This is a genomic window from Sandaracinobacter sp. T42 (assembly GCF_059115405.1).
This window is the reverse complement of record NZ_CM181101.1, coordinates 238,828-261,142: the sequence shown is the minus strand read 5'-3', so window position 1 is coordinate 261,142 and position 22,315 is coordinate 238,828. Positions and strand designations below refer to the sequence as shown.

Here is a 22,315-nt window from a genome sequence, read left to right as displayed (position 1 = left end):
CGGGATACCTGCGTTAATCAGGATAACGCGAAAATGTCACTTTCCGTCTTGCTGTCGCGCCCGTCCGGGCGCTGGGCGGCGCTTGCCTTCATCCTTGCTCTGGGGCTGGCCGCAATCCTCTATGCAACAGGCGCCACGGCGCTGGCCGTCGGCGAAGTGGTTCGGCTGACATCCAAATTCCGGGTCATGAAGCCCGATCTCGTGACAGGTGTCGGCCTGCAGGGAAGCGGGGCGACCGGGCGCATTACGGCCGGGCCCGTCAAATCCAGCACGGGCAAGACCTGGTGGTTCATCGATTTCGATTCCGGGGTGGATGGCTGGGTCAGCGCCACCAGCCTTGCCGGCATCGGCAGTTCGGTCGCCGCACCGACGCTCAGCTTCACGGCGGCGCCCGCCAGCATCGCGCCGGGCGCCACGACAAGCCTCAGCTGGTCCGCTTCGAATGCCACCTCCTGCACCGGCACGGGCGGCGGCTTTACCGGCGCGAAGCCCCTCTCGGGCAGCGCCAGCCTGTCGCCCTCGGCCACCACCAGCTTCGGCCTGACCTGCACGGGCGCCGGCGGCAGCACCGTCAGGCAGGTGACGGTGACGGTGGCGGCGCCCTCCGCCTCAACCCCGGTCGTCAGCCTCACGGCCTCTCCGTCGGCGATCACCTCGGGCGGCAGCAGCACCCTCAGCTGGTCTGCCAGCAACGCAACCGCCTGCACGGCCAGCGGCGACGCGGCCTTCTCCGGCGCGAAGGCAACCAGCGGCTATGTCGTGGTTTCGCCCGCCGCCTCGACTGCCTATTCACTGACCTGCACGGGCGCGGGCGGCAGCGGCAGCGCGCTTGCGATCGTGGACGTGGGATCGGGTGGCGCCGGCATGGCTTCGGCCTTCGCCGACCCTGACAATGGCAATATCCCCGATCGCGCGATGCACCCCATCGCCTTCCCGACGGCCGTCGGTTTCGGGCGTGTCGCCTCTGTGCGGTCGCCGAATGCGGTCGTCTACAAGATCAACTCGCTCGCCGATGTCGCGGATCCGAACGATGGCAAGATCACCTACCGCGAATGCGCGCTCGCGCTGGCGGTGAACACGCCCTACGCGATCCCGGCAGGCCGGCCGCGCTATTGCGTGTTCGATGTCTCCGGCGCGATCGTGATGACGGCGCCTGCGCGGATCACCGTGCCGAAGCTCTACATCGCGGGGCAGACCTCTCCGGGCGGGATCGAGTTCCGGCTGGGTGCCAACTACAACCCGGTGGACAGCCTGATCGACACCCGCAACGGCGGCGATCACATGATCCTGCGCCATGTCCGCACGCGGACGGGCGAGCATGTGGGCCGCACGTCGCAGAATGGCGATCCGATCCGCCTGTCCGGCACGCGCTACCAGATCCTCGACCATGTCTCGACCATGTTCGGAACGGATGAAAGCCTGGACATGGTGTGCCGCGACTGCACGGTGCAATGGTCCATCATCGGGCCGAACATCTGCCGCAACGCGGGCCACACCTCGTCGCTGCACTGCAAGAGCTTCTTCTTGAAGCCGGCCGGCAACGTGACGATCGCCTACAATCTGATCCAGCATGGGGAGCAGCGCGGCCTGAACGCGGCTGTCGGCCTGCACCCGGCGGCGCCGGGCACGGCCATGCAGCTGGATGCGGTGAACAATGTAATCTACCACTTCGTGTCTGAAACGGGCCTTGTTTCCAACCAGTTCGGCAACAGCTATGCCAACTTCGTGGGCAATGTGAACCTGCGCGGGCCCCGCTTCAGCGCAGGCGACGGCAACTTCCTGGTGGGCCTGTACGGCGCGGCGGCGCAATATGCCTTCGGGTTCGACATCCACGCGAAGGACAATGTGACGCCGCACACCCGCATCGCGGGCCAGTTCGGCCAGACCGTCACGGACTTCTTCCGGGATCTGGCCGGGATGGTGGTTGCGACGAACAACACGGCTTCCACCGTGTGCGGCCTGAACGCCGCGGGGCAGAAGGATTGTTCCAAGCTGGGCAAGGCCGTGGTGCAGGATGTGAAGCCGGCGGTCGCGCCGGGCAACGCCGGCCTGTCGCTGCGGGCGGACCAGATCGCGCGGCCGGAAGCCGCCATGCGGTCCGTCCTGTCGTTCGCCGGGGCCGATCAGTGCCGCGACGGATCCTGCCGCGACAATGTCGACAAGCTGTACATGGAAGATGTCAGCACCTGCGACCTTCCGCCCTATCTGATGGAAAAGGACTGGACCTCGACGGTCGCGACCTCGGGCGGCTGGGCACAGCTGACGCAGGGCCCGGCCAAGCTGGACAGCGACAACGACGGCATGCCCGACGAGTGGGAGTCGCGCTTCAAGGGCACGAATCCCAAGGTCTGGGACGCAAACGCCGATCCGGACGGCGACGGATACCCCAATATCGAGGAGTATCTGAATGCGCTCGCCAAGGACGACGTCCGCTATGCGGGGCTGCTGAACAGCGGCACGGCACGGGTTCCGGCCTACAACTGCAACCGCCCGAAGGCGCCTGTGCAGTAATCACCGGCACGGCCCGGGCCTTGTGATGGCCGCGCATCCCGGCAGGGGTGCGCGGCCATTCGCTTGAGTTGGGTTTCAGGGCCTGTGGTGCGCGCCGGCGACCGCACTGCCGGCACAGGCGGCCGTGATTGCGGCAATGCCGACCCATTGCAGCGGGCCGAGCCTTTCGCCCAGGATCAGGAACCCGGCCAGCGCGCTGACGGCGGGGGAAGCACTCATCAGAACGCCGAACAGCTTTTGCGGCAGCCGCCTGAGGGCATGGATGTCCAGCAGGAAGGGCAGCGCGCTGGACAGCAGGGCGATGACAAGGCCGGTTGCCAGCACCTGGGGCGCGATCAGCGCCCGTCCGGCATGGGCCGCCCCCAGCGGCACGACGATCAGGGCCGCGACTGCCATTCCCGCCGCAACCCCCTGCCCGCCGAGATGGGCGATCTTGCCGCCCACCGATACATAAAGGCCCCAGCACAGCGCGGCGGCCAGCGCGAAGGAAACGCCGCGCCAGTCGAGCCCGCTTTCCCCCGCCCCCAGCGGCAGCAGCACCAGCCCGGCCAGCGCCAGCGCGATCCACAGCAGATCGAGCCCCCGCCGCGAGGCGAGCAGGGCGACACCAAGGGGGCCGAGCACTTCGATCGAAATCGCGATCCCGAGCGGAATGGTGGCGAAGGCCCGGTAGATGAGGATGTTCATCAGCCCCAGCATCGCGCCATAGACGAGAAGGTTGCGCCAGCCATCCGCCGCCATCCGCAGCTTCCACGGCCTGAGCACGAGGCCCAGCAGCAGGGCGGCAAGGCCGATGCGCAGCGCCGCCACCCCTTCTGCGCCGACGGCCGGAAACAGGGATTTGGCGAAGGCCGCGCCCGTCTGCAGAGAGATCAGCGCGCCGAGCGCCGCGGCGATGGCGCCGCCCTGTGTCCGGCCGGTCAGGCGCGGGTGCCCGGCACCGCGCGCACCCAACCCCGGGCGTCGCCCGGCTCGCCCCGCTGGAGCGTGGTCAGCAAGGTCTTCAGCCGGGTCGTGACCTGTCCGGCGGCCGCGCCTGCGATCCGGAAGTCGCCTGATGCGGCAACCACTTCACCGATGCTGGCCACCACGGCGGCGGTGCCGCAGGCGAAGGCTTCCGTCAGCCGGCCACTGGCGGCATCCGCACGCCACTCGTCCAGCGAATAGGGGCGCTCCACGACGGTCAGGCCCTCTGCCCTGGCTAGCTGGATCAGGCTGTCACGAGTGATGCCCGGCAGGATTGTCCCCGTCAGCGGCGGGGTGAGGAGGGTGCCATCCTCGAACACGAAGAAGATGTTCATGCCGCCCAGTTCCTCGATCCAGCGATGCTCGGCCGCATCCAGGAAGATCACCTGGTCGCAGCCCTTCGCGGCCGCTTCCGCCTGCGCGACAAGGCTGGCGGCATAATTGCCGCCGCACTTGGCGGCGCCCGTGCCGCCGGGCGCAGCGCGGGTGTAATCTTCGGAAACGAACAGCTTCAGCGGCTTGGCCCCGCCCTTGAAATAGGGGCCGACCGGGCAGGCGATAACGCAGAAGACATAGCTGTTCGCGGGGCGCACGCCCAGGAAGGGTTCGTCCGAGAACATGAACGGTCTGAGATAGAGGCTGCCTTCGCCGCCGGGCACCCAGTCCCTGTCGATGCGCACCAGTTCCTCCACCCCTTGCAGGAACAGGTCGACGGGCAGTTCGGGCATGGCCATGCGGGCGGCCGATGCGTTGAAACGCTCGGCATTGGCACCGGCGCGGAACAGCGCGACTTCGCCGCCCGCCGTCCGATAGGCCTTCATGCCTTCGAAGATTTCCTGTGCATAGTGCAGGACAGCGGCGGCCGGATCGATCAGGAACGGCCCGCGCGGCTTCACTTCCGCATCATGCCAGCCCTTTTCCCGGGTGAAGCGGATTGTGACCATATGATCCGTGAACACCTGGCCGAAGCCGGGATCTTTCAGCAGGCGGGCGCGGCGGTCTGCCGGTACCGGATCTGGGTGCGGGATGTGCCTGAATGCCATGGTCCATGTCCTCATCCGAGCCCCCGTGGAACGGCAAGGGGGGACTCGCGCGGGTGCCATAGACCCGATCGAGGCGGCTGGTCAAAGAATAGGACAGGGGGTTTGCCCTAATTCGCAGGTCGGGCGGACCTTTCCGGAACGATTGCCGGGGCTGTCCGGCCCGGCTGCCACGGATCCTGTTCCGGGGGAGGAACGCTTGATGTCAGCGCGTCAGGGATCTGGGCGGCCGGGCCGGCGCCGTGCCGGGGCGTGCGGATCGCACGCCCCGGAAACACATCAGAAGTTGGCGCGGAAGCGGATGCCGAAGGTCCGCGGCGGCGCCAGATAGGCGTTCTGGTCACCCGTCTGCAGCGGGGTCGCGAACAGCTGCGAGGGGTAGATCTCGTTGAAGAGATTCTGCGCCCACAGCTCGGCCGTGACACCGGAGTCCAGACGGACACCCAGGTTGGCGTTCACCAGGCTGACGGCGCCACGGCGCGCCAGCGAGGCGTTGTTGATGTATTGCGGCCCGCTGTACTGATACTGCACACGGCCGATGAGGCTGGCGCGATCGTTCAGCGGCGTATCGAGGTTGATCGCCGCATTGCCCTGGAATTCCGGCGCGAAGCGGAAGCGGGTGTCGGACAGGACCGGATCGATGTTCGCATCCGTCTTGATCTTCGCTTCGGGGATCCAGGTGCCGTCCAGGTTCAGGATCAGGCTGTCGGTCAGCTTGAAGGTGTTTTCCAGCTCCACGCCGTAATCCACCGCCGACTTGCCGTTCAGCACGGTGAAGCGCAGGCCCACGAACTGGGCAACCTGGATGTTGCTGATGTCGTAGTAGAAGAACGAGACGTTGGTGCGCGCGCGGCCGCCCCAATATTCCGTCTTCGCACCCAGTTCATAGGCGTTCACGGTTTCCGGCTTGTAGGTCGGATCCAGCGGCGTGGCCCCGGGCACGACGGCCGGGTTGTTGAAGATGGTTCCGCCGCCGTTCGAGTCCATGTTCACCCCGCCCGCCTTGAAGCCGCGGTTGTAGGTTGCATAGAGCATCACGTCTTCGTTGGGCCGGTATTGCGCGCCCACCGTGCCGCTGAAGGCCTTGTCCGTCCGGCTGTCGGAATAATCCGGGCCGGGGGAAACGCCCAGCACGCGGAACACGGCATTCGGGGCCGGATCATAATAGTTGTAGGCGAACGAGCCCGTCTTCTTCTCGACGGAATAGCGGATCCCGCCGAGCAGGCTGAAGCCGCCGCCGAGTTCGGCGTTTGCATGGGCAAAGCCGGCATAGGACTTGGAGGTGCCGGCCATCACTTCGTTGGCGACCAGGCCGGGCGCGGCGCGCACGGTGCCGGGCGGCACGCCCTGCGAGGACAGCAGCACGTTCCAGTAGGTCTGTGCCTGGGTGCCCCAGTCGAGCACGCGGGTGATGTCGAGCTTCTCGTCAGAGAAGAACAGGCCCAGCACATAGTCGGTGTTGAGCGACGAGATGCGGCCGTTGAAGGTGAGTTCCTGCGAGAAGAAGCGGCTGCCGAAGGTTTCGTCGAGGATCAGGATGTCCGCGCCGGAGAAATCGGCGTCCATGTTCACCTGCGAGACATCGAACTTCCTGAGCGCCGTGACGGACTTCAGCGCATCGTCGCCGACATCGATGTCGACGAGCAGCGTGCCGCCGTAATCCTTGATCTGCTGGCGTCCGTCGGTGCTGAGGGACTGCTGGAAGTCGCCGAGCTTCGACGACGGCAGCTTGCGGCCATTGGCCAGCGTCAGCGCGTTGATCAGCGGCTGGGTGGGGCCATCGATGTAGTTGGAGGTGGCGTAGCAGCAGTTGCCTTCGCTCTTGCTGTAATCACCGACCAGCCGGATCGAGACGGCGTCCGAGGGTTCGAACAGCAGTTGCGCCTTGGCGGCGACGGTGTCGTTGTTGTTGTAGCGACGGCCGTTGGTCGGATCGGTATAATAGCCGCCCTGCAGCGAGCCGAGACCGGCGACGCGCAGCGCCAGCTTGTCGTTCAGCGGAATGTTGCCGGCTGCACGGGCGACGACGGTGTTGTAGTTGCCGTAGGTCACGTCCAGCATGCCGCTCGCGTCATCGAGGCTCGGCGTGGCGGAGGACAGCAGCAGGGCGCCGGCCGTCGTGTTCTTGCCGAACAGCGTGCCCTGCGGGCCGCGCAGGACCTGCAGGTTGTCGATGTCGAGGAAGTTGTTCAGCGCGGCGGCCGCGCGGGTGCGGTAGACGCCGTCGATGAACACGCCGACGGAGCCTTCGAACGAACGGCTGTTGCCGGTGGTGCCGAGGCCGCGGATGATCAGGTTCGCCGACGAGGTGGCGATGTTGGTGACGCGGAAGCTGACCGACGGGCTGATCGCCTGGATGTTCGAGACATTGTCCACGCGCGCATTGGCGAGCGCCTCGGCATTGGCGGCCGTGATCGAGATCGGAACGTCACGCAGATCCTGGCTGCGGCGCTGCGCCGTGACGATGATGTCTTCCAGGCCTTCGCCGGTATCGACGGTTTGTGCAAGCGCCGGCATTGCGGGCGAAATGGCGGCCACGCTGGCGGCCAGCCAGAAACGGATGTTCAAGATCATGCTCCTCCCGGAGGCGCGCACTCCCAGGTGGGCGCCCTTCATTGCGGGCTGACTAACCGATCAGTCAGTGTGCTGCAACCGGCCCGAACCTTGCGGAATGGAGAGGGCGAGCAGGCATGCTTCAGCCGGCCTTCGCGGCGATTCCGTTCAGGATCGTGCGCACCAGATCCTCGCCATAGGTCTGCTTCAGGCTTTCGCCCATTTCCCGGATCCCGAACGCGTATTTCATCGCGTACAGGCCATAGAACAGATGGTCGCAGGCGCCGATCACGTGAAAATAGAAACTCATGGGGTTCACGTCGCGGAATTCGCCCGCGGCCTTTCCCTGTGCCAGAATGGCCGCCTGGGCCGCCAGCATCGGCTGGACGATCATCAGCGAGATGCGGCGGCGCGCCTCCTCGCTGGAGGACAGAAGATAGTGAATCAGCCGGTTCAGATAGGGATGCCGGTAATAGGCATTCAGCACACCCAGGATGTGCAGCCGCAGTTTTTCCGGTGCGGGCATGTCGCGTCGGACAAGCGTTTCCAGGCGGAGCACGGAATCACCCACCACCTTTTCCAGAAGGGCCAGCAACAACCCTTCCTTGTGGCCGAAATGATATTTGATCAGCGCCGAACTGACGCCGCTGCGCCGCGCGATGTCGTGAATCGAAACGTCGATGCTGCCGCGCTCGGTCATCAGTGCGCACGCCGCCTCCATCAGCTGCGCACGCCCCATGCCGGCGCAGCGGCGATCCGCCACTGCTGCCTCTGCCATCATCCCTCCCCCGGTGTTCCCCAGGTCCGGCACCATCCTAGCGCGCGATAAGGGACGGTGCGAGACAGGAATTGCGGCAGAGGCGCTGCCAATTTATTCAGGTGGGACTTACTGACCAGTCAGGGCCTTCAGCCGCCACCCGGCGACAAGCAGCCCGCCATCGGCGCGGGCGACGGCGACGGCGGCATCCAGCGCCTCGCGTTCGGCATCCAGCAGGGCAAGCTGCGGCTTCATGCCGGTCTTCACCTCCAGCCGCGTCGATCTCAGCGCCTCGGCGGCGGCCTCCTCGCGGCGGCGGGCGGCTTCCGTCATGCGGCGGGCCGCTGCAAGGCCTTCGAAGGCGGCGATCGTTTCGGCCTCGATCTCGCGGCGGGCCCCGTCGCTGGCCGCCTGCGCGGCCCCTGCATTTGCACGGGCCTCCGCGATCCGGCCCTGTCGGCCGCCGTCGAACAGGGTCCAGCGGGCGCGCACGCCCACCACGGCCTGATCGGCCACATAATCCGGGAAGAACTGGTCGCGCACCGCCGATGCTTCTGCGAAGGCGCCAACGGTCGGCAGCCAGTCTGCCCGGGCGGCCTTCGCCTGGGCATCGGCGGCCTTTGCAGCGCCGGCCGAAGCGGCGATGGCCGGGCTTCCGGAAAGTGCAGCGGCAAGCGCCGCCTCCCGACTGGCCGGTCCTTCGGGCGGGGGCGGGATCGGGCCGGGCGCGTCAGCGGGCAGGCCGGTCAGCGCCGTGAAGCGGGCGGCTGCGGCGGCTTCGGCGGCATGCGCGCTTTCCAGCCCGGCTTCCGCCTCCGCCAGCCGGGCGCGGGCCTGGCTGAGATCGGTGGAGGGCGCGTCCCCGGCTTTGAAGCGCAGCCCGGCCTGACGTTCGATCTCGCGTATCTGATCCAGTTGGCGACGGCGCAGGTCACGCTCGCGCACCGTGGTCACCAGCGCGGCATAGGCCGCCGCCACCTCCACGGAAATCTGCGCCCGGGACAGGCGGGCGGCGGCCTCCGCGCTGCCGCGCGCGGCGCGTGCGGCCTCTCGCCCGGCCAGGATACGGCCGCCGGCGAACAGCGGCTGCTCCAGGCTCGCCATGGCGGCGCGCGGGGTCACGTCCGCGGCCTGAAGGCCGAAATAGCCCTTCGGATCCAGATGTCCCGTCCCATAGGTGCCCGACAGGGTGGCTGTCGGCAGCAGCGCGCCGTCGGCCTGCGCCACGCGCGCCCTTGCCGCCGCCAGCCGGGCATCCGCTTCGGCAATGGCGGGGTTGGAGGCAAGCGCGGCGGCCAGCGCCTCGTCAAGGGTGACGGCAGCCGCCGGGGCGGTCGCGCCAAGCAGCAGGGTGGCGACGATCAGGCGCATGGTTGTCCTCAGCGGAAGGCGTTGCCCGCCGGCAGGCCCAGCTTGCGGAACAGCATGGCGGCCGGGCAGAAGCCGGTGAAGGCCGCCTGCACCATGTTGGCCCCGGCAAAGGCCGACAGCCAGAACCACAGCGGATTCACGAAATGCCCCAGCGCAAGGCCGGCAAGCACGACACTGCCTGCGAAGGCGAGGACGGCGCGATCGATGTTCATGGCAACTCTCCTCTATTTGCGGGTGCGGAGTTTCTTCACGCCCATCACGTCAAGCGCGAGCTTCTCGTAGAAGGGCTCGGATTCACCCCGTCGCACCTTCATCAGAAAGTATTTCTCGAAGGCGATCTTCGCGAGGTGGACCCATTTGCCGCTGGACGACCAGTTGGTGTTGCGCGGCGGGATCTGCGGCTGGGCCACGAAGGCGACGCCGCCGTCGCCGAAATCCGCAAGGCAGATGGCGTTCCAGCTGGCCTCGAACGTCGGCTCCTGGCCGTCCAGCAGGTCGGACAGGTTGTGGGCGATGGCCGTCACCATACTCTCGATCATGAAGCCCGTCTTCGGCACGCCCACGGGGACGGGGGTGGGGCCGGTGGGCGGAATGGCGACGCAGACGCCCAGCGCGAACACGTTGCGGAAGGTCGGGTTGCGCTGGTGCTTGTCCACCAGGATGAAGCCGCGCGGGTTGCTCAGCCCCTCCACCCCGAACACGGCGGGCACGCCCCGGAAGGGCGGCATCATCATCGCCAGACCAAAGGGCAGGTCGTGCACCTTCTTCACCTGCCCGTCGTCGCCCAGTTCCTCGATGTGCATCAGACCGGGATCGACGGAGGTGATGCGGCTGGAGGTGACCCATTTGATGTGCCGGTCGCGCATCTCGCTTTCCAGCAGGCCCTTGGTGTCGCCCACGCCGTCGAGGCCGAGATGGCCGACATAGGGTTCCGAAGTCACGAAGGTCATCGGCACGCGGTCGCGCACCTTGCGGCGCTTCAGCTCGGTATCGAGCAGCATGGCGAATTCATAAGCCGGACCGAAGCAGGAGGCGCCCTGTGCCGCGCCCACGATCACGGGTTTCGGATCGGCGGCCAGCCGGTCGAACACTTCCGCGGCGGCGACGGCATGATCCGTCTGGCAGATGGATATCGTGTTGGCGTGCGGGCCGAAGCCCGGAATTTCGTCGAAGGCGAGATCGGGGCCGGTTGCGATCACCAGCCAGTCATAAGCGAGGCTCGTGCCGTCGTTCAGTTCCAGCCGGTTTTCGGCCGGATGCACCCGCTTCGCGCCGACGCTGGTGAACCCGATGCCTTTCTTCTTCATCACCGGCGGCAGGTGAACCCGGATCGCTTCCGCCTCTCGCCAGCGCACGGCGACCCAGGGGTTGGACGGCACGAACCAATAGTCGTCCGAGTTCGAGACGACCATCACCTCGGCCCGGCCCTTCACGGCGTCGCGGATTTCATAGGCGGCGATCGTGCCGCCGAGTCCTGCCCCCAGAACGATGATCTTCGGCAATGCCATGTCGGTCTCCATCCCCTCCGGTCAGCGAGAGCCTCACCGGACCGGCCTCCATCACTCTTGACTGTATATTAGCTTTATACGATATATGCAAGTATTCAATCGGGAGAGTTCGGTCCATGTTCGGATTCCGCAAGTTCACAGGTTCCGGGGCGGCAGACCCCCGCGACATCAGCCCGGCGGCGCTTGCCGAGATGGTGAAGGCCGGGGCGGCAATCGTCGTCGACGTGCGGGAGCCGCGCGAATTCGCCGCGGGCCATATTCCGGGCGCGCTGAACCTGCCGCTTTCGGGCTTTTCGCCTTCGCAACTGCCTGATCCCGCCGGCCGCAAGCTGGTGCTGAACTGCGCCGCGGGCGGGCGATCCGCCAGGGCGCTGGCCGCCTGCGAAGCGGCACGGGCATCGGTGGATGGGCACCTGGCCGGCGGGATCGGCGCCTGGGCCGCCGCCGGCCTGCCGGTCGAGCGCGGGGCCTGACGATGCGTGCGGCGCTTGTCCTCGCCGCGCCGTTTGCGCTTGCGCTGGCGTCGTGCGGCACCGAGCCGGAGGCTGCCCGGCCGAAGGCGGAAGCAGCGGCGACGGGGGCGCGGCTGACGATTGCCGCAGGCCCGCTGGCGGACATGGCCGAAGTGCCCGCAACAGTGACCACGCGCGACATGGCCGAGGCGCGGGCCCGGATTCCGGGCGTCATCACACGCCTTCATGTGCGTGCGGGGGATGTCGTGTCTGCCGGGCAGCCCGTCGCCACCATCACCGACACGCGGCTGGGGCAGGAAGCGGCGGCCTATGGCGCCGGCGCGGCGGCCGCCGAGGCGCAGGCGGCGCGGGCGAGGGCCGATCTCGATCGCATCCGGTTCCTCCACCGCGAAGGCGTCTATGCGAAGGCCAGGCTCGACGAAGCGGTCGCCGCTTCGCGCGCGGCGGATGCCCTGCTGGCGGCTGCGCGCGCCCAGCAGGGCGCCGTGAAGGCGGTTGAGGGACAGGGCGTGGTGCGCGCGCCGGCGGCGGGCCGGGTGCTGGCAGCGGATCTGCCGGAAGGATCCGCCGTCGCGCCGGGCATGGTTGTCGCCACCATCACGGCTGGGCCGCCCATCATTCGGCTCGATGTGCCCGAAGGGCTGGCAACCCGGCTGCGCACGGGCGCCGAGGTGCGGGTGGACGGGCTTTCCGGCGGCCAGACGGTGGGTCGGATAGTGAAACTCTATCCGGGCGTTGAGGCCGGGCGCATCCGCGCCGATGCCCATGTGCCCGGCCTCGCCCCGGAACTGGTGGGCCAGCGTGTCACCGCCGCCGTCGACGCCGGCCAGCGCGAGGGGATCGCCGTGCCGTCGCGCTTCGTGTCGGCCCGGTTCGGTCTGAATTTCGTGAAGCTGCTGTCGGCGGACGGCAAGCGCGCCGCCGACGTGCCGGTGGAAGTGCGGGCCCTGCCCGGCGACCGGGTCGAAATCCTCTCCGGCCTGAAGCCGGGCGACGTGATCCTGGCGCCTGCACCCGCGAAGGCCGGAGCATGACGGGCAGGCCGGCCGTGCCGCTGGGGATCGCCGGGCGGCTGACGCGGGCGACGATCCAGTCCCCGCTGACACCGCTGCTGCTGCTGGCGAGCATCCTCGTCGGCCTGCTGGCGATCCTGACGATCCCGCGCGAGGAGGAGCCGCAGATTTCCGTTCCCATGGTGGATCTGGAACTGGCGGTGCCGGGCATGTCCGCCACCGACGCCGTCGAGCATGTGGCGAAGCCGCTGGAGGAGATCCTGCTGGCGACGCCCGGGGTCGAGCATGTCTATGTGAACGCGCGCGACCATGGTGTGCTGGTGACGGCCCGCTTCGAAGTGGGGTCCCGCCCGGAAGATGCGGCCATCCGCGTGGCGGAGCGGCTGGAGGCCAATGCGGACCGCGCGCCGCCCGGCGTGCCCTGGCCCAAGGTGACGGTGCGCGGGATCGACGATGTGCCGATCCTGGTGCTGACCCTCTCGCCCGATCCGGCGGTGGCGGATCGCTGGTCCGACCGGGCGCTTCGCCAGCTTGCCGAACGGGTGCGGTCGGAGATGCTGAAGGTGCCGGACGTGGGGCTGACCTTCCTGGTGGGGGGGCGGGCGGACGCGATCCGTGTCGTTCCCGATCCGGCGAGACTGGCGGCGCACGGCGTGCCGCTGTCGGCCCTGATGGAGGGTGTGCAGCAGGCGGCGCGGCAGTTTCCCGCTGGCACGGTTCGCGGCGCTGGCAGCGCCGATATGGTCGTGGCGGGCGGCCGGGTGGCGTCGGCCGCCGATCTCGAACGGATCGAGCTTCGCTCGGTCACGGGCGCGCCCGTGCTGCTGTCGGATGTGGCACGGGTGGAACAGGGCCCGTCCGACGGGCAGGCCCGCAGCTGGCGGATGACGCGCGACGAAGGCGGCGCCTTCACGCTGGCGCCAGCCGTTTCTGTCGCGATCGCCAAGCGCTCGGGCGCGAACGCGGTGACGGTCTCCGACGCGGCGGTGGCCCGGCTGGAAGGGCTGAAGGGCAGCCTGATCCCGGATGGCGTGCGCGCCGAAGTCACCCGCAACTATGGCGAGACGGCGAACGAGAAGGCGAATGAACTGATCTTCCACCTTGGCCTCGCCACGGTTTCCATCGTGCTGCTGGTGGGCTTCGCCGTCGGCTGGCGGGAAGCGGCGGTGACGGCGATCGTCATCCCCACCACCATCCTCCTCACCATGTTCGCCTCGAACCTGATGGGCTACACCATCAACCGCGTCAGCCTGTTCGCGCTGATCTTCTCGATCGGCATCCTTGTCGACGATGCGATCGTCATCATCGAGAACATCGCCCGCCACTGGGCGATGGCCGACGGCCGCTCGAAGATCGAGGCGGCGATCGACGGCGTGGCGGAGGTGGGCAACCCCACCATCGTCGCCACGCTCACCGTTGTCGCGGCGCTGTTGCCGATGCTCTTCGTCTCGGGCCTGATGGGGCCCTATATGGCGCCGATTCCGGTGAACGCGTCTGCGGCGATGATCTTCTCCTTCTTCGTCGCCGTCATCATCGCCCCCTGGCTGATGGTGCGGTTCGCGCGCATGGCGATCTTCGGGCAGGGCCACCATGCCGACGACGCGCACGGCGGCCGGCTGGGCCGCGCCTATGAAGTGGTGGCCCGGCGGGTGATCGCCACGCGCGGCACGGCGCGCACCTTCCTCATCGCGGTCGGCATCGCCACCCTTGTCGCGGGCTCGATGTTCTATTTCCGCGCTGTCACGGTGAAGCTGCTGCCATTCGACAACAAATCGGAACTGCAACTGGTGCTGGACATGCCCGCCGGCACCACGCTGGAGGACACCCAGCGCACGCTGATCGCGCTGGCTTCGATCACGGCGGAAATGCCGGAAGTGACGGCGATGGACCTGAACGCCGGCACGGCCGCGCCGTTCAACTTCAATGGTCTTGTGCGGCACTATTTCCTGCGGCGCGATCCGAACCAGGGCGATGTGATGGTCACGCTGAAGCACCGGTCAGATCGGGCGCGGTCCAGCCACCAGGTGGCGCTTGATCTGCGACAGGCGTTGAAGGCCGTGCCCCTGCCCGAAGGCGCGACGCTGGGGGTGGTGGAAACGCCGCCCGGCCCGCCGGTGATGGCGACGCTGCTGGCCGAAATCTACGGCCCTGACGAAGCAAGCCGCCGGGCTACCGCGATGCAGGTCGAAAAGCTGTTCCGGCAGGTGGATTTCATCGTGGACGTGCAGAACAGCTTCCGCACGCCCGCCCCGGAACTGCGGCTGGTGCCGGACAGGGCCGCGCTCGATCATCTGGGCCTTTCCGAACGCCAGCTGCTGGACAGCGTGGGCGCGGTGATGGGCCGGCAGGTGGTCGGCTACGCGCCGCGCGGCGGCGGGCAAAGCCCGCTGCCCATCGAAGTGTCGCTGGATCAGGCCCAGCGGGTGTGGGGCGGAGCGCTGCAGGCAACGCCCGTCGCCCTGGCGGCAACGCCCGCCGGCCCGCGCCTCGTCGAGCTGGGCGAGCTCGTCACCGCCGATCGCGGTGAGGGGCAGCACATGCTGTTCCGTCGCAACGGCCGCGCCGCCGACATGGTGATGGCCGAACTTGCCGGAACGCAGGAAGCGCCGATCTACGGCATGATCGCCGTGCGCGACGCCATCGACGGGTTCGACTGGGAAAAGGCCGGGCTGGTGAAGCCGGTGATCCGCCTGAACGGCCAGCCGGAGGATGAAGGCGTGCCGACCCTGCTGTGGGACGGGGAGTGGGAGATCACCTGGGTCACCTTCCGCGACATGGGCGGCGCCTTCATGGTGGCACTGCTGGGCATCTATGTGCTGGTCGTCGCCCAGTTCCGCAACTTCAAGGTGCCGCTGGTGATCCTGACGCCCATCCCGCTGACGCTGGTGGGGATCGTGATCGGCCACATGCTGTTCCGCGCGCCGTTCACGGCCACCTCGATGATCGGCTTCATCGCTCTGGCCGGGATCATCGTGCGCAATTCCATCCTGCTGGTGGATTTCATCAACCACGCCCGCGCGCCCGGGAAGCCCATGCGCGACGTGCTGCTGGAAGCCGGGCGCATCCGCTTCAAGCCGATCGTGCTGACGGCGCTGGCGGCGATGATCGGGGCGGCCACCATCCTGATGGATCCGATCTTCCAGGGGCTGGCCATCAGCCTGCTGTTCGGGCTTGCCTCGTCCACGCTGCTGACGGTGCTGGTGATCCCGGCGATCTATATCCTGCTGCGCGACGATGGCCTGCCGGAGTCCGGCGAACCGGCCGGGCCGCCGGAAGGGGCCGTCGCGGCATGAGCCGCCGGCCCGATCCGGGCGGGCAGATGGCCCCGCTGGGGCGGGATGCAGAGGCCATGGCGCAGGCGCTGAAACTGCTCTCCAACGCCGACAGGCTGAAGATGCTGTGCCGGATGGGCATGGGTGACGGCGATCACGGAACGACCCCGACCGTCGGCGAGATGGTGGCGCTGACGGGCCTGTCGCAATCCCGCGTGTCGCAACATCTGGCGCTGCTGCGCGAATCCGGCGTGGTGGCGCCCGAGCGCAAAGGCCAGACGGTCCGTTACCGTCTGGCCGATGCCCGCATCCGCGCCGTAATGGAAGCCCTGTGCAACCTGTGCGAAGCCGGGTTGCCACCGTCTGCCCGTGGCACGGGCTGAATGACCCCGAAGGAGAGGAACATGGCACAGGATTGGCCCGGACTGGTACAGGAAATGAACCCGCAGGTGGCCGCGCTGCGCGGCCTTCAGCCCGATGTGATGAAGGCCTTCGCGCAGATGGCGCAGGCCGCCACCGCCACGAATGCGCTCGATACCCGCACCAAGGAACTGGTGGCGCTGGGCATTTCGGTGGCTGTCCGCTGCGATCCCTGCATCGCCTATCATGCCAAGGCGGCGGTGAAGGCCGGGGCGACCGAGGCCGAAGTGGCCGAAACACTGGGCCTGGCCGTCTACATGGGGGCAGGCCCCAGCGCCATGTACGCCGCCAAGGCGCTGGAAGCGGCGCGCCAGTTCGGCGTGGGCGAACCCGGCCAGCCGGTCTGATCCGGCAAGGGTGGGGGCCCCGGTCTGACCAGCAAGGGGCGGATGCGTCGTCAGCCGACCGCGCCGCCCCGTCGGATCCCGCGCGCGCTATCCGCGCTTCACGTCTCACCCTCCCGCTCCAGGATCCTGGCGATTTCCTCGACGGGGTGTTTGGTCAGATCCTTGGGGATTTCGCCAGCCAGGCGGGATGCGACAGGGTGGCCCCAGCATTCGCGCAGTGCGGCCAGTGTCTTCGGGGGCGCCACGGCGATCAGTTCCTCGAACTTGCCCTCAGCGGCCAGCGCGCCAAGCAGATCCGCGATCCGTCCGGCGAACCGATCCTCCTCGATCTGGTGCCAGTCGACCTCCTCCATGGCGCTGCGCGCGGTGCCCGCACTGAAGAAGGCGCGTCCGGGCGAATCGCTGCCCTGTTCGTGCGTGGCGGGATTCGCTTTCTCGCCGCCACCTTCATGGCTGAGGGTTACATGGCGGAAATCGCCGGTATTCCGAAGAAGCAGATATTTCCGTCCGTCCGCGACGAGGACCAGTGCGTTGTGCCGGATCAACATGGGAATGTCCTTTGCCAGTGTTCAGGCAAACCGTGCCGGGCCGCCCTGGCCATCCGCGGCCCGGCGCAGACCGGGACAATCTATTCGATCGCAATCCTTTTCACCTTGCCGGGGCTCTGTTTGGGCAGGGTCAGGATCAGGACGCCGTTTTCGTAGGTCGCTTTCGCCTTCGCCTCGTCGACAGGGCAAGGGAGCGAGAAACTGCGTTCCACGGCGCCGAAATAGCGCTCGGAATGGAGTATCTTCTCATCTTCCGTATCGGCATCATATTGCTTGATCTCGGCTCTGATCGTCACGATGTCGTTGTCGACCGAGACATGGATGTCCTGCTTGTCGACGCCCGGGATTTCCGCATTCACGGTCACGGCCGTGCCATTTTCCTTCACGTCGATCCGGATCTTGTCAGGCGGAGGCAAGGGGTCGCCATGCAGGGGCTGGACCGTCAGGCTCATGGGAAATTCCCTGAAGAATTCGTCGAAGAAGCGGGATCGCGGCAATCTGGCGGGCATAGCACTACTCCTCCCTGGTTCGAACGAGGCAGGCCGAGTCGCAAGAAGATGAATTTGCCATCAGGCGGAACCAGCGGTCAAATTTTGCTGGTGACGCAGGCCTGATGTCACCATCGATGGAAAATCCTGCCGATTTCGGGTAGAAAGCTGCCGTCAAACTTTGGAAGCAGGACGCCTGATCTTTGGGGGGCAAGGCGTTCGAGCTGTCGCCCGGAGGCGAGACATTATTGCACACGGGCAGATCGGGCAGGATCGACCGGCTTGCCGGCCATTCTGCGCAGCTATGCCGAAAATCTGCCCAGCCCCGACGCACCGGATTTTGCCACCACCTTCGATCGTTATGCCGATGCGCGCGTCGTGCTGCCGGGCGCGGCGACTCATGGCACACATGAATTCTATGCGGCCCGTGCACGGATCGCCCGCCACCTGATCACGAGCCTGACCAATTCGAACGATGCCTACGCCTGGACGGGGCACTACAATGTGAACCGTCCCTACATCTCGAACGGTCTGAACCAGTATACGCTCTCTGGCACGGTTACGCCCAGCTATGATGGTCGTGGCAATCTGACGGCTGCGGGCGGTCCGACCTATGGTTATTCGGCGGAGAACAGCCTGACGAGCGCGAGCGGGGTCGGGACGCTGGGCTATAACCCTGTGGGGAGGCTATGGTATACGGCAACCCCGAACGGGACCTTCTTCCGTTACGATGGCAATGATCTGATTGCGGAGTATGATGCTTCTGGCCCGTTGCTTCGCCGCTATGTGCACGGCCCCGGTGTGGACGAGCCGCTGCTGTGGTATGAGGGCTCCGGCACCGGCGACAGGCGCTGGCTGCACGCGGACGAGCGGGGGTCGATCATCGCGGTGTCGAACGGGTCTGGCACGGTGACGAACATCAACAGCTATGATGGAGCCGAAGGCGTGGCGCAGCCACAATATGGCATCCCCGGCTCCGCCAACGTCGGCCGGTTCCAGTACACCGGCCAGGCCTGGCTCCCCGAGTTCGGGCTCTACCACTACAAGGCCCGGGCCTATTCCCCCACGCTCGGCCGGTTCCTGCAGACGGACCCCATCGGATACGGCGATGGGATGAATATCTATGCCTATGTGGGCGGGGATCCGGTGAATGGAAGGGATTCTACGGGGTTGGCGACCGATCCCAAGGCTTCAAATGCAACCGAAGCCCCAGACATTCCGTCTCCGGACATCGTTGTTACCGCTTTTGTTTGCAATGCGAGGTGCAGGGCGACGCTGGCTGCGGCACGCTTCACCCTCGTGGAGCTATACGAACGATGGACTCGGACAGGTGCTTCGTCCGGAGATCGTAGCGGTCGCGGAAGTGGGGGCGGAGAGCCGCAAAGTGGGAAGATTTGTAACACGCCTCTCCGGACAGGAGGCACGATCAGCCAGAATGTCGCTCAGATTGAGGCGATGCTTCAGAGCGAAATCGACTCTGCTGGATGGTCAAGTAGTGAGCAGGCCGCCGCAGGCTCCGGTACTGTCGGTTTCTGGTTTGGTCGAGTTGCTCCTGGCGGGAAATGGGCTGGCCGAATTGGCGAGCCTTGGGGCAACTGGAATTATGGCGCGACTGGGCGAGCTGCCGGCATCCCTCTAAATGTTCTTCTGCGTGGAGCAGGTGCGGCTGAGCAACTAGAGGCCCTCACTGGGCGGACTGGTTCCGGCAACACCGGAGAAGGCAGTCCGTTCGGCAGCGCCCCCTATGGAGATAATCGGGCGGGCCAAGAGCAGATTAGGCAGGGCTATAATGCGGGTTGCTAAGTCGGCTTTATGGGCGGCATTTTTGCTCGCATCCTGTCAAAAGGCAGTTCCTGATTTCACGCTTTCCGTTCCCTCACCAGACGGGGGACGGAAGGCTGTCCTTAACGGCTTCCAGCCCCGAGGCACAATAGAAGGGAATCTTGTCCTCTCCTTTCGCGATGAACCTGAACGTACAGCCACTTTCCGCCAGATCGAAAATGGCCAGATAGGATGGGTCGCGGCGGATACGCTGGCGATAGTGGCCGACAGGTTGGAATTTTACTCGCTGGATAGCGAGTATTTTTCTGATGGCACAATCGGTAGCAGGATCAGAGTGATTGTATGCGCCAAGCAGGATATGGACTGTTCGGACCTTGCTCAGCGCCTTGCCCGAACACCGAACGTGAAGCATATTGGCCACTTTCCTGAAGGATAGCGTTGCGTGGCCGCCAACGCAGCCCGCTGGACCCAATTATCGGGTCCAGATCGACGGGCGACAGGTCAGGCGCGATCGAGCCGATGAGCAGTAATATGTTCACACACAGAACTCACGCCCGTGCAGGGTGTTATCTTTCCAGAACAGTGGTTTCCGCGGCAAGCCGGGTGTGGGACGTTGTGGAACAGCTTCTGCGGGTCGGGAGTATCATGCTCGATCAATGGCTTGCCTATGGGACAGTGTCCCACGCGCCCACGTTCTCCCACGGCCCGAGGGCGGGCCTGGTCCCGCCGGTGCGGCTCTGCAAATCCTTCGATCCGGTTCAGGCTCGTTGTCTGGAACGTGACCCGAAAGCGAGTGACTGATCGGCACACCCTACGCGAGTCCTTGCGGGTGTTATGGTGTTGAAGTAGCGTGGAAAATCGGCGTTCCGGGGCGGTGGCAGCATCTCCGTCGAATCTGACGTGCGACGGAAATCTGACCGAGGCTGGGGAGAATTCCGGGGACAGTATACTAATTAGCCGCCGCCACCGGCCCCAGTTCGCCCGAATTCCGGGGACGCTATACATATTTCGCCTCCGCGCCGATGGGCGTTGGCTTTCGGCCGTACCCGGCACCAGGATCAGGTGGACATGGTTGGGCATCAGGCGCCAGACCCACACGGCGACGCCGGCCTTCACGCAGCTTTTGGCCAGCTGATCGCGGTAGGCGGCATAGTCGTCGTCCGCGAAGAAAGTCTGTTGCAGCCGGTTGCCGCGCTGGGTGATGTGGTGCGGGATGCCGGGGACCACCACTCGTGCCAAGCGCGCCATGGGGAGAGCGTGCCATCAGGCTGAAATGGGTCAAATAGGTATTGTGTCCCCGTATTTCCCCGGATTTCCAGCCCGTCAGGCCTGTCAGACGGTCGCTGTATCGGCTGCCCGGTTGGGGATGTTTCGCTTCCGCGTGCAAAGCTGGTGCCGCTTAGGTGACTCGAACACCTGACCCCATCATTACGAATGATGTGCTCTACCGGCTGAGCTAAAGCGGCGAAACCAGCAGGGGCGCGGCCTTAGCAGCATGGACGGCCGGCTTCAAGGCTCTTCCAATCATCGTCTGCAAAGGCCATCTGGGGGGCATGTCGTTCGAACCGAAACATCTGGGCCAGTCCACGGGCCTTCCCGCCTCTCCGGCAGAGGCCGTGCTGGATTATCCGCCCAACCCGCACCCGGATGCGACCTATCTGATCCGCTTCGTCGCCCCGGAATTCACCTCGCTTTGCCCCGTGACCGGCCAGCCGGATTTCGCGCATCTGGTGATCGATTATGTGCCGGGGGAACGCATCGTCGAATCGAAGGCGCTGAAACTGTTCCTGGGGTCGTTCCGGAACCATGCCGGCTTCCATGAAGCCTGCACCGTGGGCATCGGCCGTCGCCTGTTCGACGAAATGCAGCCGCGCTGGCTGCGCATCGGCGGGTACTGGTATCCGCGCGGCGGCATCCCGATCGATGTGTTCTGGCAATCGGGCCCGCCGCCCGAAGGCCTGTGGCTGCCCGATCAGGGCGTGCCCCCCTATCGCGGCCGCGGCTGAAGGCACCCCGCCCATCCGTCAGGTTGATTCCCCAAGGCCCCCGCGCCACGCAGGCCCGGTATCAATTGGGAGAGACTGACATGGCAGGGCCGCTTTCAGGCGTTCGGATCATCGAGATGGCGGGCATCGGGCCCGGCCCGTTCGCCGGCATGATGCTGGCCGATCATGGCGCAGAGGTGATCCGGGTGGATCGCCCCGGCCGGCAGGCGCCCGAGCCGGTGCTGGGCCGCAACCGCAAATCGATCGTGGTCGATCTGAAATCGCCCGAAGGCATCCAGGTGGTGCGCGATCTGGCGAAATCCGCCGACGGCTTCTTCGAAGGCCTGCGCCCCGGCGTGATGGAGCGGCTGGGTCTGGGGCCGGATACCCTCCTCGCCGACAATCCCAGGCTGGTCTATGGCCGGATGACGGGCTGGGGGCAGACAGGCCCCTACGCGCCCGCCGCGGGCCACGACATCAACTATATCGCGCTGGCCGGCGCGCTTCATGCCTATGGCCGCGCCGGGGAAAAGCCCACGCCGCCCATCAACATGGTGGGCGACTTCGGCGGTGGCGGCATGATGCTGGCCTATGGCATGGTCTGCGCGATCCTCAGCGCTCGCGCCACCGGCAAGGGCCAGGTGATCGATTGCGCGATGACGGAAGGCGCCGCCGTGCTGATGTCCATGATCTGGGGCTTCCGCGGCATGGGCATCTGGCAGGACGAACGCGGCGTGAACATGCTGGATACCGGCGCCCACTTCTATGACACGTTCGAATGCGCCGACGGGAAATTCGTCTCCATCGGTTCCATCGAACCGCAATTCTATGCCCTGCTGCGCCAGCTGACCGGGCTGGATGCCGATCCGGATTTCGACGCCCAGATGGATCAGCGCCAGTGGGGCCCGCTGAAGGCGAAGCTGACCGCCCTGTTCAAGTCACAGCCGCGCGATCACTGGTGCCGGCTGATGGAAACGACCGACGTCTGCTTCGCGCCTGTCCTGTCCATGGCCGAAGCGCCCGAACACCCCCACAACAAGGAACGCGGCACCTTCGCGGAAGTGGGTGGCATGACCCAGCCGATGCCCGCGCCGCGCTATTCCGGCACGCCGACGGCGAAACCCGCCGCCGCGCCGCAGGCCGGATCCCACAGCGCGGAACTGCTGGCGGGGCTCGGTTACGATGCCGCAAAGGTGGAGGCGCTGAAGGCCGCCGGGGCCTTCGGCCGCTGAGCACTGGCCGGAACTTAGCCCTTCCCAGGCCCGCGGGAGCGATTGACGC

At 66.5% G+C, this 22,315-nt stretch carries 19 protein-coding genes and 1 tRNA gene; 9 read left to right on the top strand and 11 right to left on the bottom strand.

Annotated elements, in window-relative coordinates:
* The first annotated feature begins 33 nt into the window (after window positions 1-33).
* Window positions 34-2,511: a hypothetical protein gene (locus ACW9TV_RS01280; protein ID WP_494304059.1), complete on the top strand. Its 2,478-nt coding sequence runs from the start codon at window positions 34-36 to the stop codon at window positions 2,509-2,511.
* Between the two features lie 75 nt (window positions 2,512-2,586).
* Here the strand turns inward: ACW9TV_RS01280 and ACW9TV_RS01275 are convergent, their stop codons facing one another.
* The 7 genes from ACW9TV_RS01275 to ACW9TV_RS01245 all read right to left on the bottom strand — a co-directional run bounded on the left by ACW9TV_RS01275 (window position 2,587) and on the right by ACW9TV_RS01245 (window position 10,706).
* Window positions 2,587-3,465, bottom strand: a complete 879-nt coding sequence (locus ACW9TV_RS01275; RefSeq protein ID WP_494304058.1) for an EamA family transporter — start codon at window positions 3,463-3,465, stop codon at window positions 2,587-2,589.
* On the bottom strand, window positions 3,432-4,520 hold the full coding sequence (locus tag ACW9TV_RS01270) for a branched-chain amino acid aminotransferase (RefSeq protein WP_494304057.1): 1,089 nt from the start codon (window positions 4,518-4,520) through the stop codon (window positions 3,432-3,434). Before ACW9TV_RS01270 ends, ACW9TV_RS01275 begins: the two co-directional genes overlap by 34 nt.
* Window positions 4,521-4,796: 276 nt before the next feature.
* The gene (locus tag ACW9TV_RS01265; RefSeq protein ID WP_494304056.1) at window positions 4,797-7,085 is read right to left on the bottom strand and encodes a TonB-dependent receptor; all 2,289 of its coding nucleotides are present in this window, start codon (window positions 7,083-7,085) and stop codon (window positions 4,797-4,799) included.
* Window positions 7,086-7,212: 127 nt separating this feature from the next.
* Window positions 7,213-7,848 (bottom strand): TetR family transcriptional regulator, encoded by a 636-nt coding sequence (locus ACW9TV_RS01260; protein WP_494304055.1) that lies wholly within the window; start codon window positions 7,846-7,848, stop codon window positions 7,213-7,215.
* A 108-nt stretch (window positions 7,849-7,956) separates the two neighbouring features.
* Complete coding sequence (locus ACW9TV_RS01255; protein ID WP_494304054.1) at window positions 7,957-9,198, bottom strand: TolC family protein; 1,242 nt, start codon at window positions 9,196-9,198, stop codon at window positions 7,957-7,959.
* Window positions 9,199-9,206: 8 nt separating this feature from the next.
* Window positions 9,207-9,410, bottom strand: coding sequence for a YgaP family membrane protein (locus ACW9TV_RS01250; protein ID WP_494304053.1), 204 nt, complete (start codon window positions 9,408-9,410; stop codon window positions 9,207-9,209).
* Between the two features lie 12 nt (window positions 9,411-9,422).
* Window positions 9,423-10,706 carry an NAD(P)/FAD-dependent oxidoreductase gene (locus ACW9TV_RS01245; protein WP_494304052.1) on the bottom strand — a complete coding sequence of 428 codons (1,284 nt, stop codon included), beginning with the start codon at window positions 10,704-10,706 and terminating at the stop codon, window positions 9,423-9,425.
* Window positions 10,707-10,822: 116 nt separating this feature from the next.
* On the opposite strand from ACW9TV_RS01245, the gene ACW9TV_RS01240 reads away from it, so the two are divergent.
* From ACW9TV_RS01240 to ACW9TV_RS01220, 5 genes are read left to right on the top strand one after another with little or no spacing between them, the layout of a single operon-like run.
* Window positions 10,823-11,179 (top strand): rhodanese-like domain-containing protein, encoded by a 357-nt coding sequence (locus ACW9TV_RS01240; protein WP_494304051.1) that lies wholly within the window; start codon window positions 10,823-10,825, stop codon window positions 11,177-11,179.
* 2 nt (window positions 11,180-11,181) lie between these two features.
* Entirely contained in the window at window positions 11,182-12,213 is a 1,032-nt protein-coding gene (locus ACW9TV_RS01235; RefSeq protein WP_494304050.1) for an efflux RND transporter periplasmic adaptor subunit, read from the top strand.
* 14 nt (window positions 12,214-12,227) lie between these two features.
* Window positions 12,228-15,485 (top strand): efflux RND transporter permease subunit, encoded by a 3,258-nt coding sequence (locus tag ACW9TV_RS01230; protein WP_494305009.1) that lies wholly within the window; start codon window positions 12,228-12,230, stop codon window positions 15,483-15,485.
* Window positions 15,482-15,847, top strand: a complete 366-nt coding sequence (locus ACW9TV_RS01225; RefSeq protein ID WP_494304049.1) for an ArsR/SmtB family transcription factor — start codon at window positions 15,482-15,484, stop codon at window positions 15,845-15,847. The genes ACW9TV_RS01230 and ACW9TV_RS01225 overlap by 4 nt, the downstream gene beginning before the upstream one ends.
* A gap of 21 nt (window positions 15,848-15,868) precedes the next feature.
* Window positions 15,869-16,231, top strand: coding sequence for a carboxymuconolactone decarboxylase family protein (locus ACW9TV_RS01220; protein WP_494304048.1), 363 nt, complete (start codon window positions 15,869-15,871; stop codon window positions 16,229-16,231).
* Window positions 16,232-16,329: 98 nt separating this feature from the next.
* Here the strand turns inward: ACW9TV_RS01220 and ACW9TV_RS01215 are convergent, their stop codons facing one another.
* A complete protein-coding gene (locus tag ACW9TV_RS01215) occupies window positions 16,330-16,779 on the bottom strand; it encodes a host attachment family protein (RefSeq protein WP_494304047.1) in 450 nt (149 codons plus the stop codon).
* An 80-nt stretch (window positions 16,780-16,859) separates the two neighbouring features.
* A complete protein-coding gene (locus tag ACW9TV_RS01210) occupies window positions 16,860-17,231 on the bottom strand; it encodes an Hsp20/alpha crystallin family protein (RefSeq protein WP_494304046.1) in 372 nt (123 codons plus the stop codon).
* Between the two features lie 318 nt (window positions 17,232-17,549).
* On the opposite strand from ACW9TV_RS01210, the gene ACW9TV_RS01205 reads away from it, so the two are divergent.
* Window positions 17,550-19,070, top strand: a complete 1,521-nt coding sequence (locus ACW9TV_RS01205) for an RHS repeat-associated core domain-containing protein (protein WP_494304045.1) — start codon at window positions 17,550-17,552, stop codon at window positions 19,068-19,070.
* A 73-nt stretch (window positions 19,071-19,143) separates the two neighbouring features.
* Here ACW9TV_RS01205 and ACW9TV_RS01200 read toward each other — a convergent pair whose 3' ends face one another.
* Both ACW9TV_RS01200 and ACW9TV_RS01195 read right to left on the bottom strand, forming a co-directional pair.
* The gene (locus tag ACW9TV_RS01200; protein ID WP_494304044.1) at window positions 19,144-19,470 is read right to left on the bottom strand and encodes a hypothetical protein; all 327 of its coding nucleotides are present in this window, start codon (window positions 19,468-19,470) and stop codon (window positions 19,144-19,146) included.
* Between the two features lie 969 nt (window positions 19,471-20,439).
* Window positions 20,440-20,515, bottom strand: a tRNA-Thr gene (locus tag ACW9TV_RS01195).
* 87 nt (window positions 20,516-20,602) lie between these two features.
* On the opposite strand from ACW9TV_RS01195, the gene queF reads away from it, so the two are divergent.
* Both queF and ACW9TV_RS01185 read left to right on the top strand, forming a co-directional pair.
* Complete coding sequence (queF, locus tag ACW9TV_RS01190; protein ID WP_494304043.1) at window positions 20,603-21,055, top strand: preQ(1) synthase; 453 nt, start codon at window positions 20,603-20,605, stop codon at window positions 21,053-21,055.
* 80 nt (window positions 21,056-21,135) lie between these two features.
* The gene (locus tag ACW9TV_RS01185; protein WP_494304042.1) at window positions 21,136-22,266 is read left to right on the top strand and encodes a CaiB/BaiF CoA transferase family protein; all 1,131 of its coding nucleotides are present in this window, start codon (window positions 21,136-21,138) and stop codon (window positions 22,264-22,266) included.
* Window positions 22,267-22,315 lie beyond the last annotated feature (49 nt).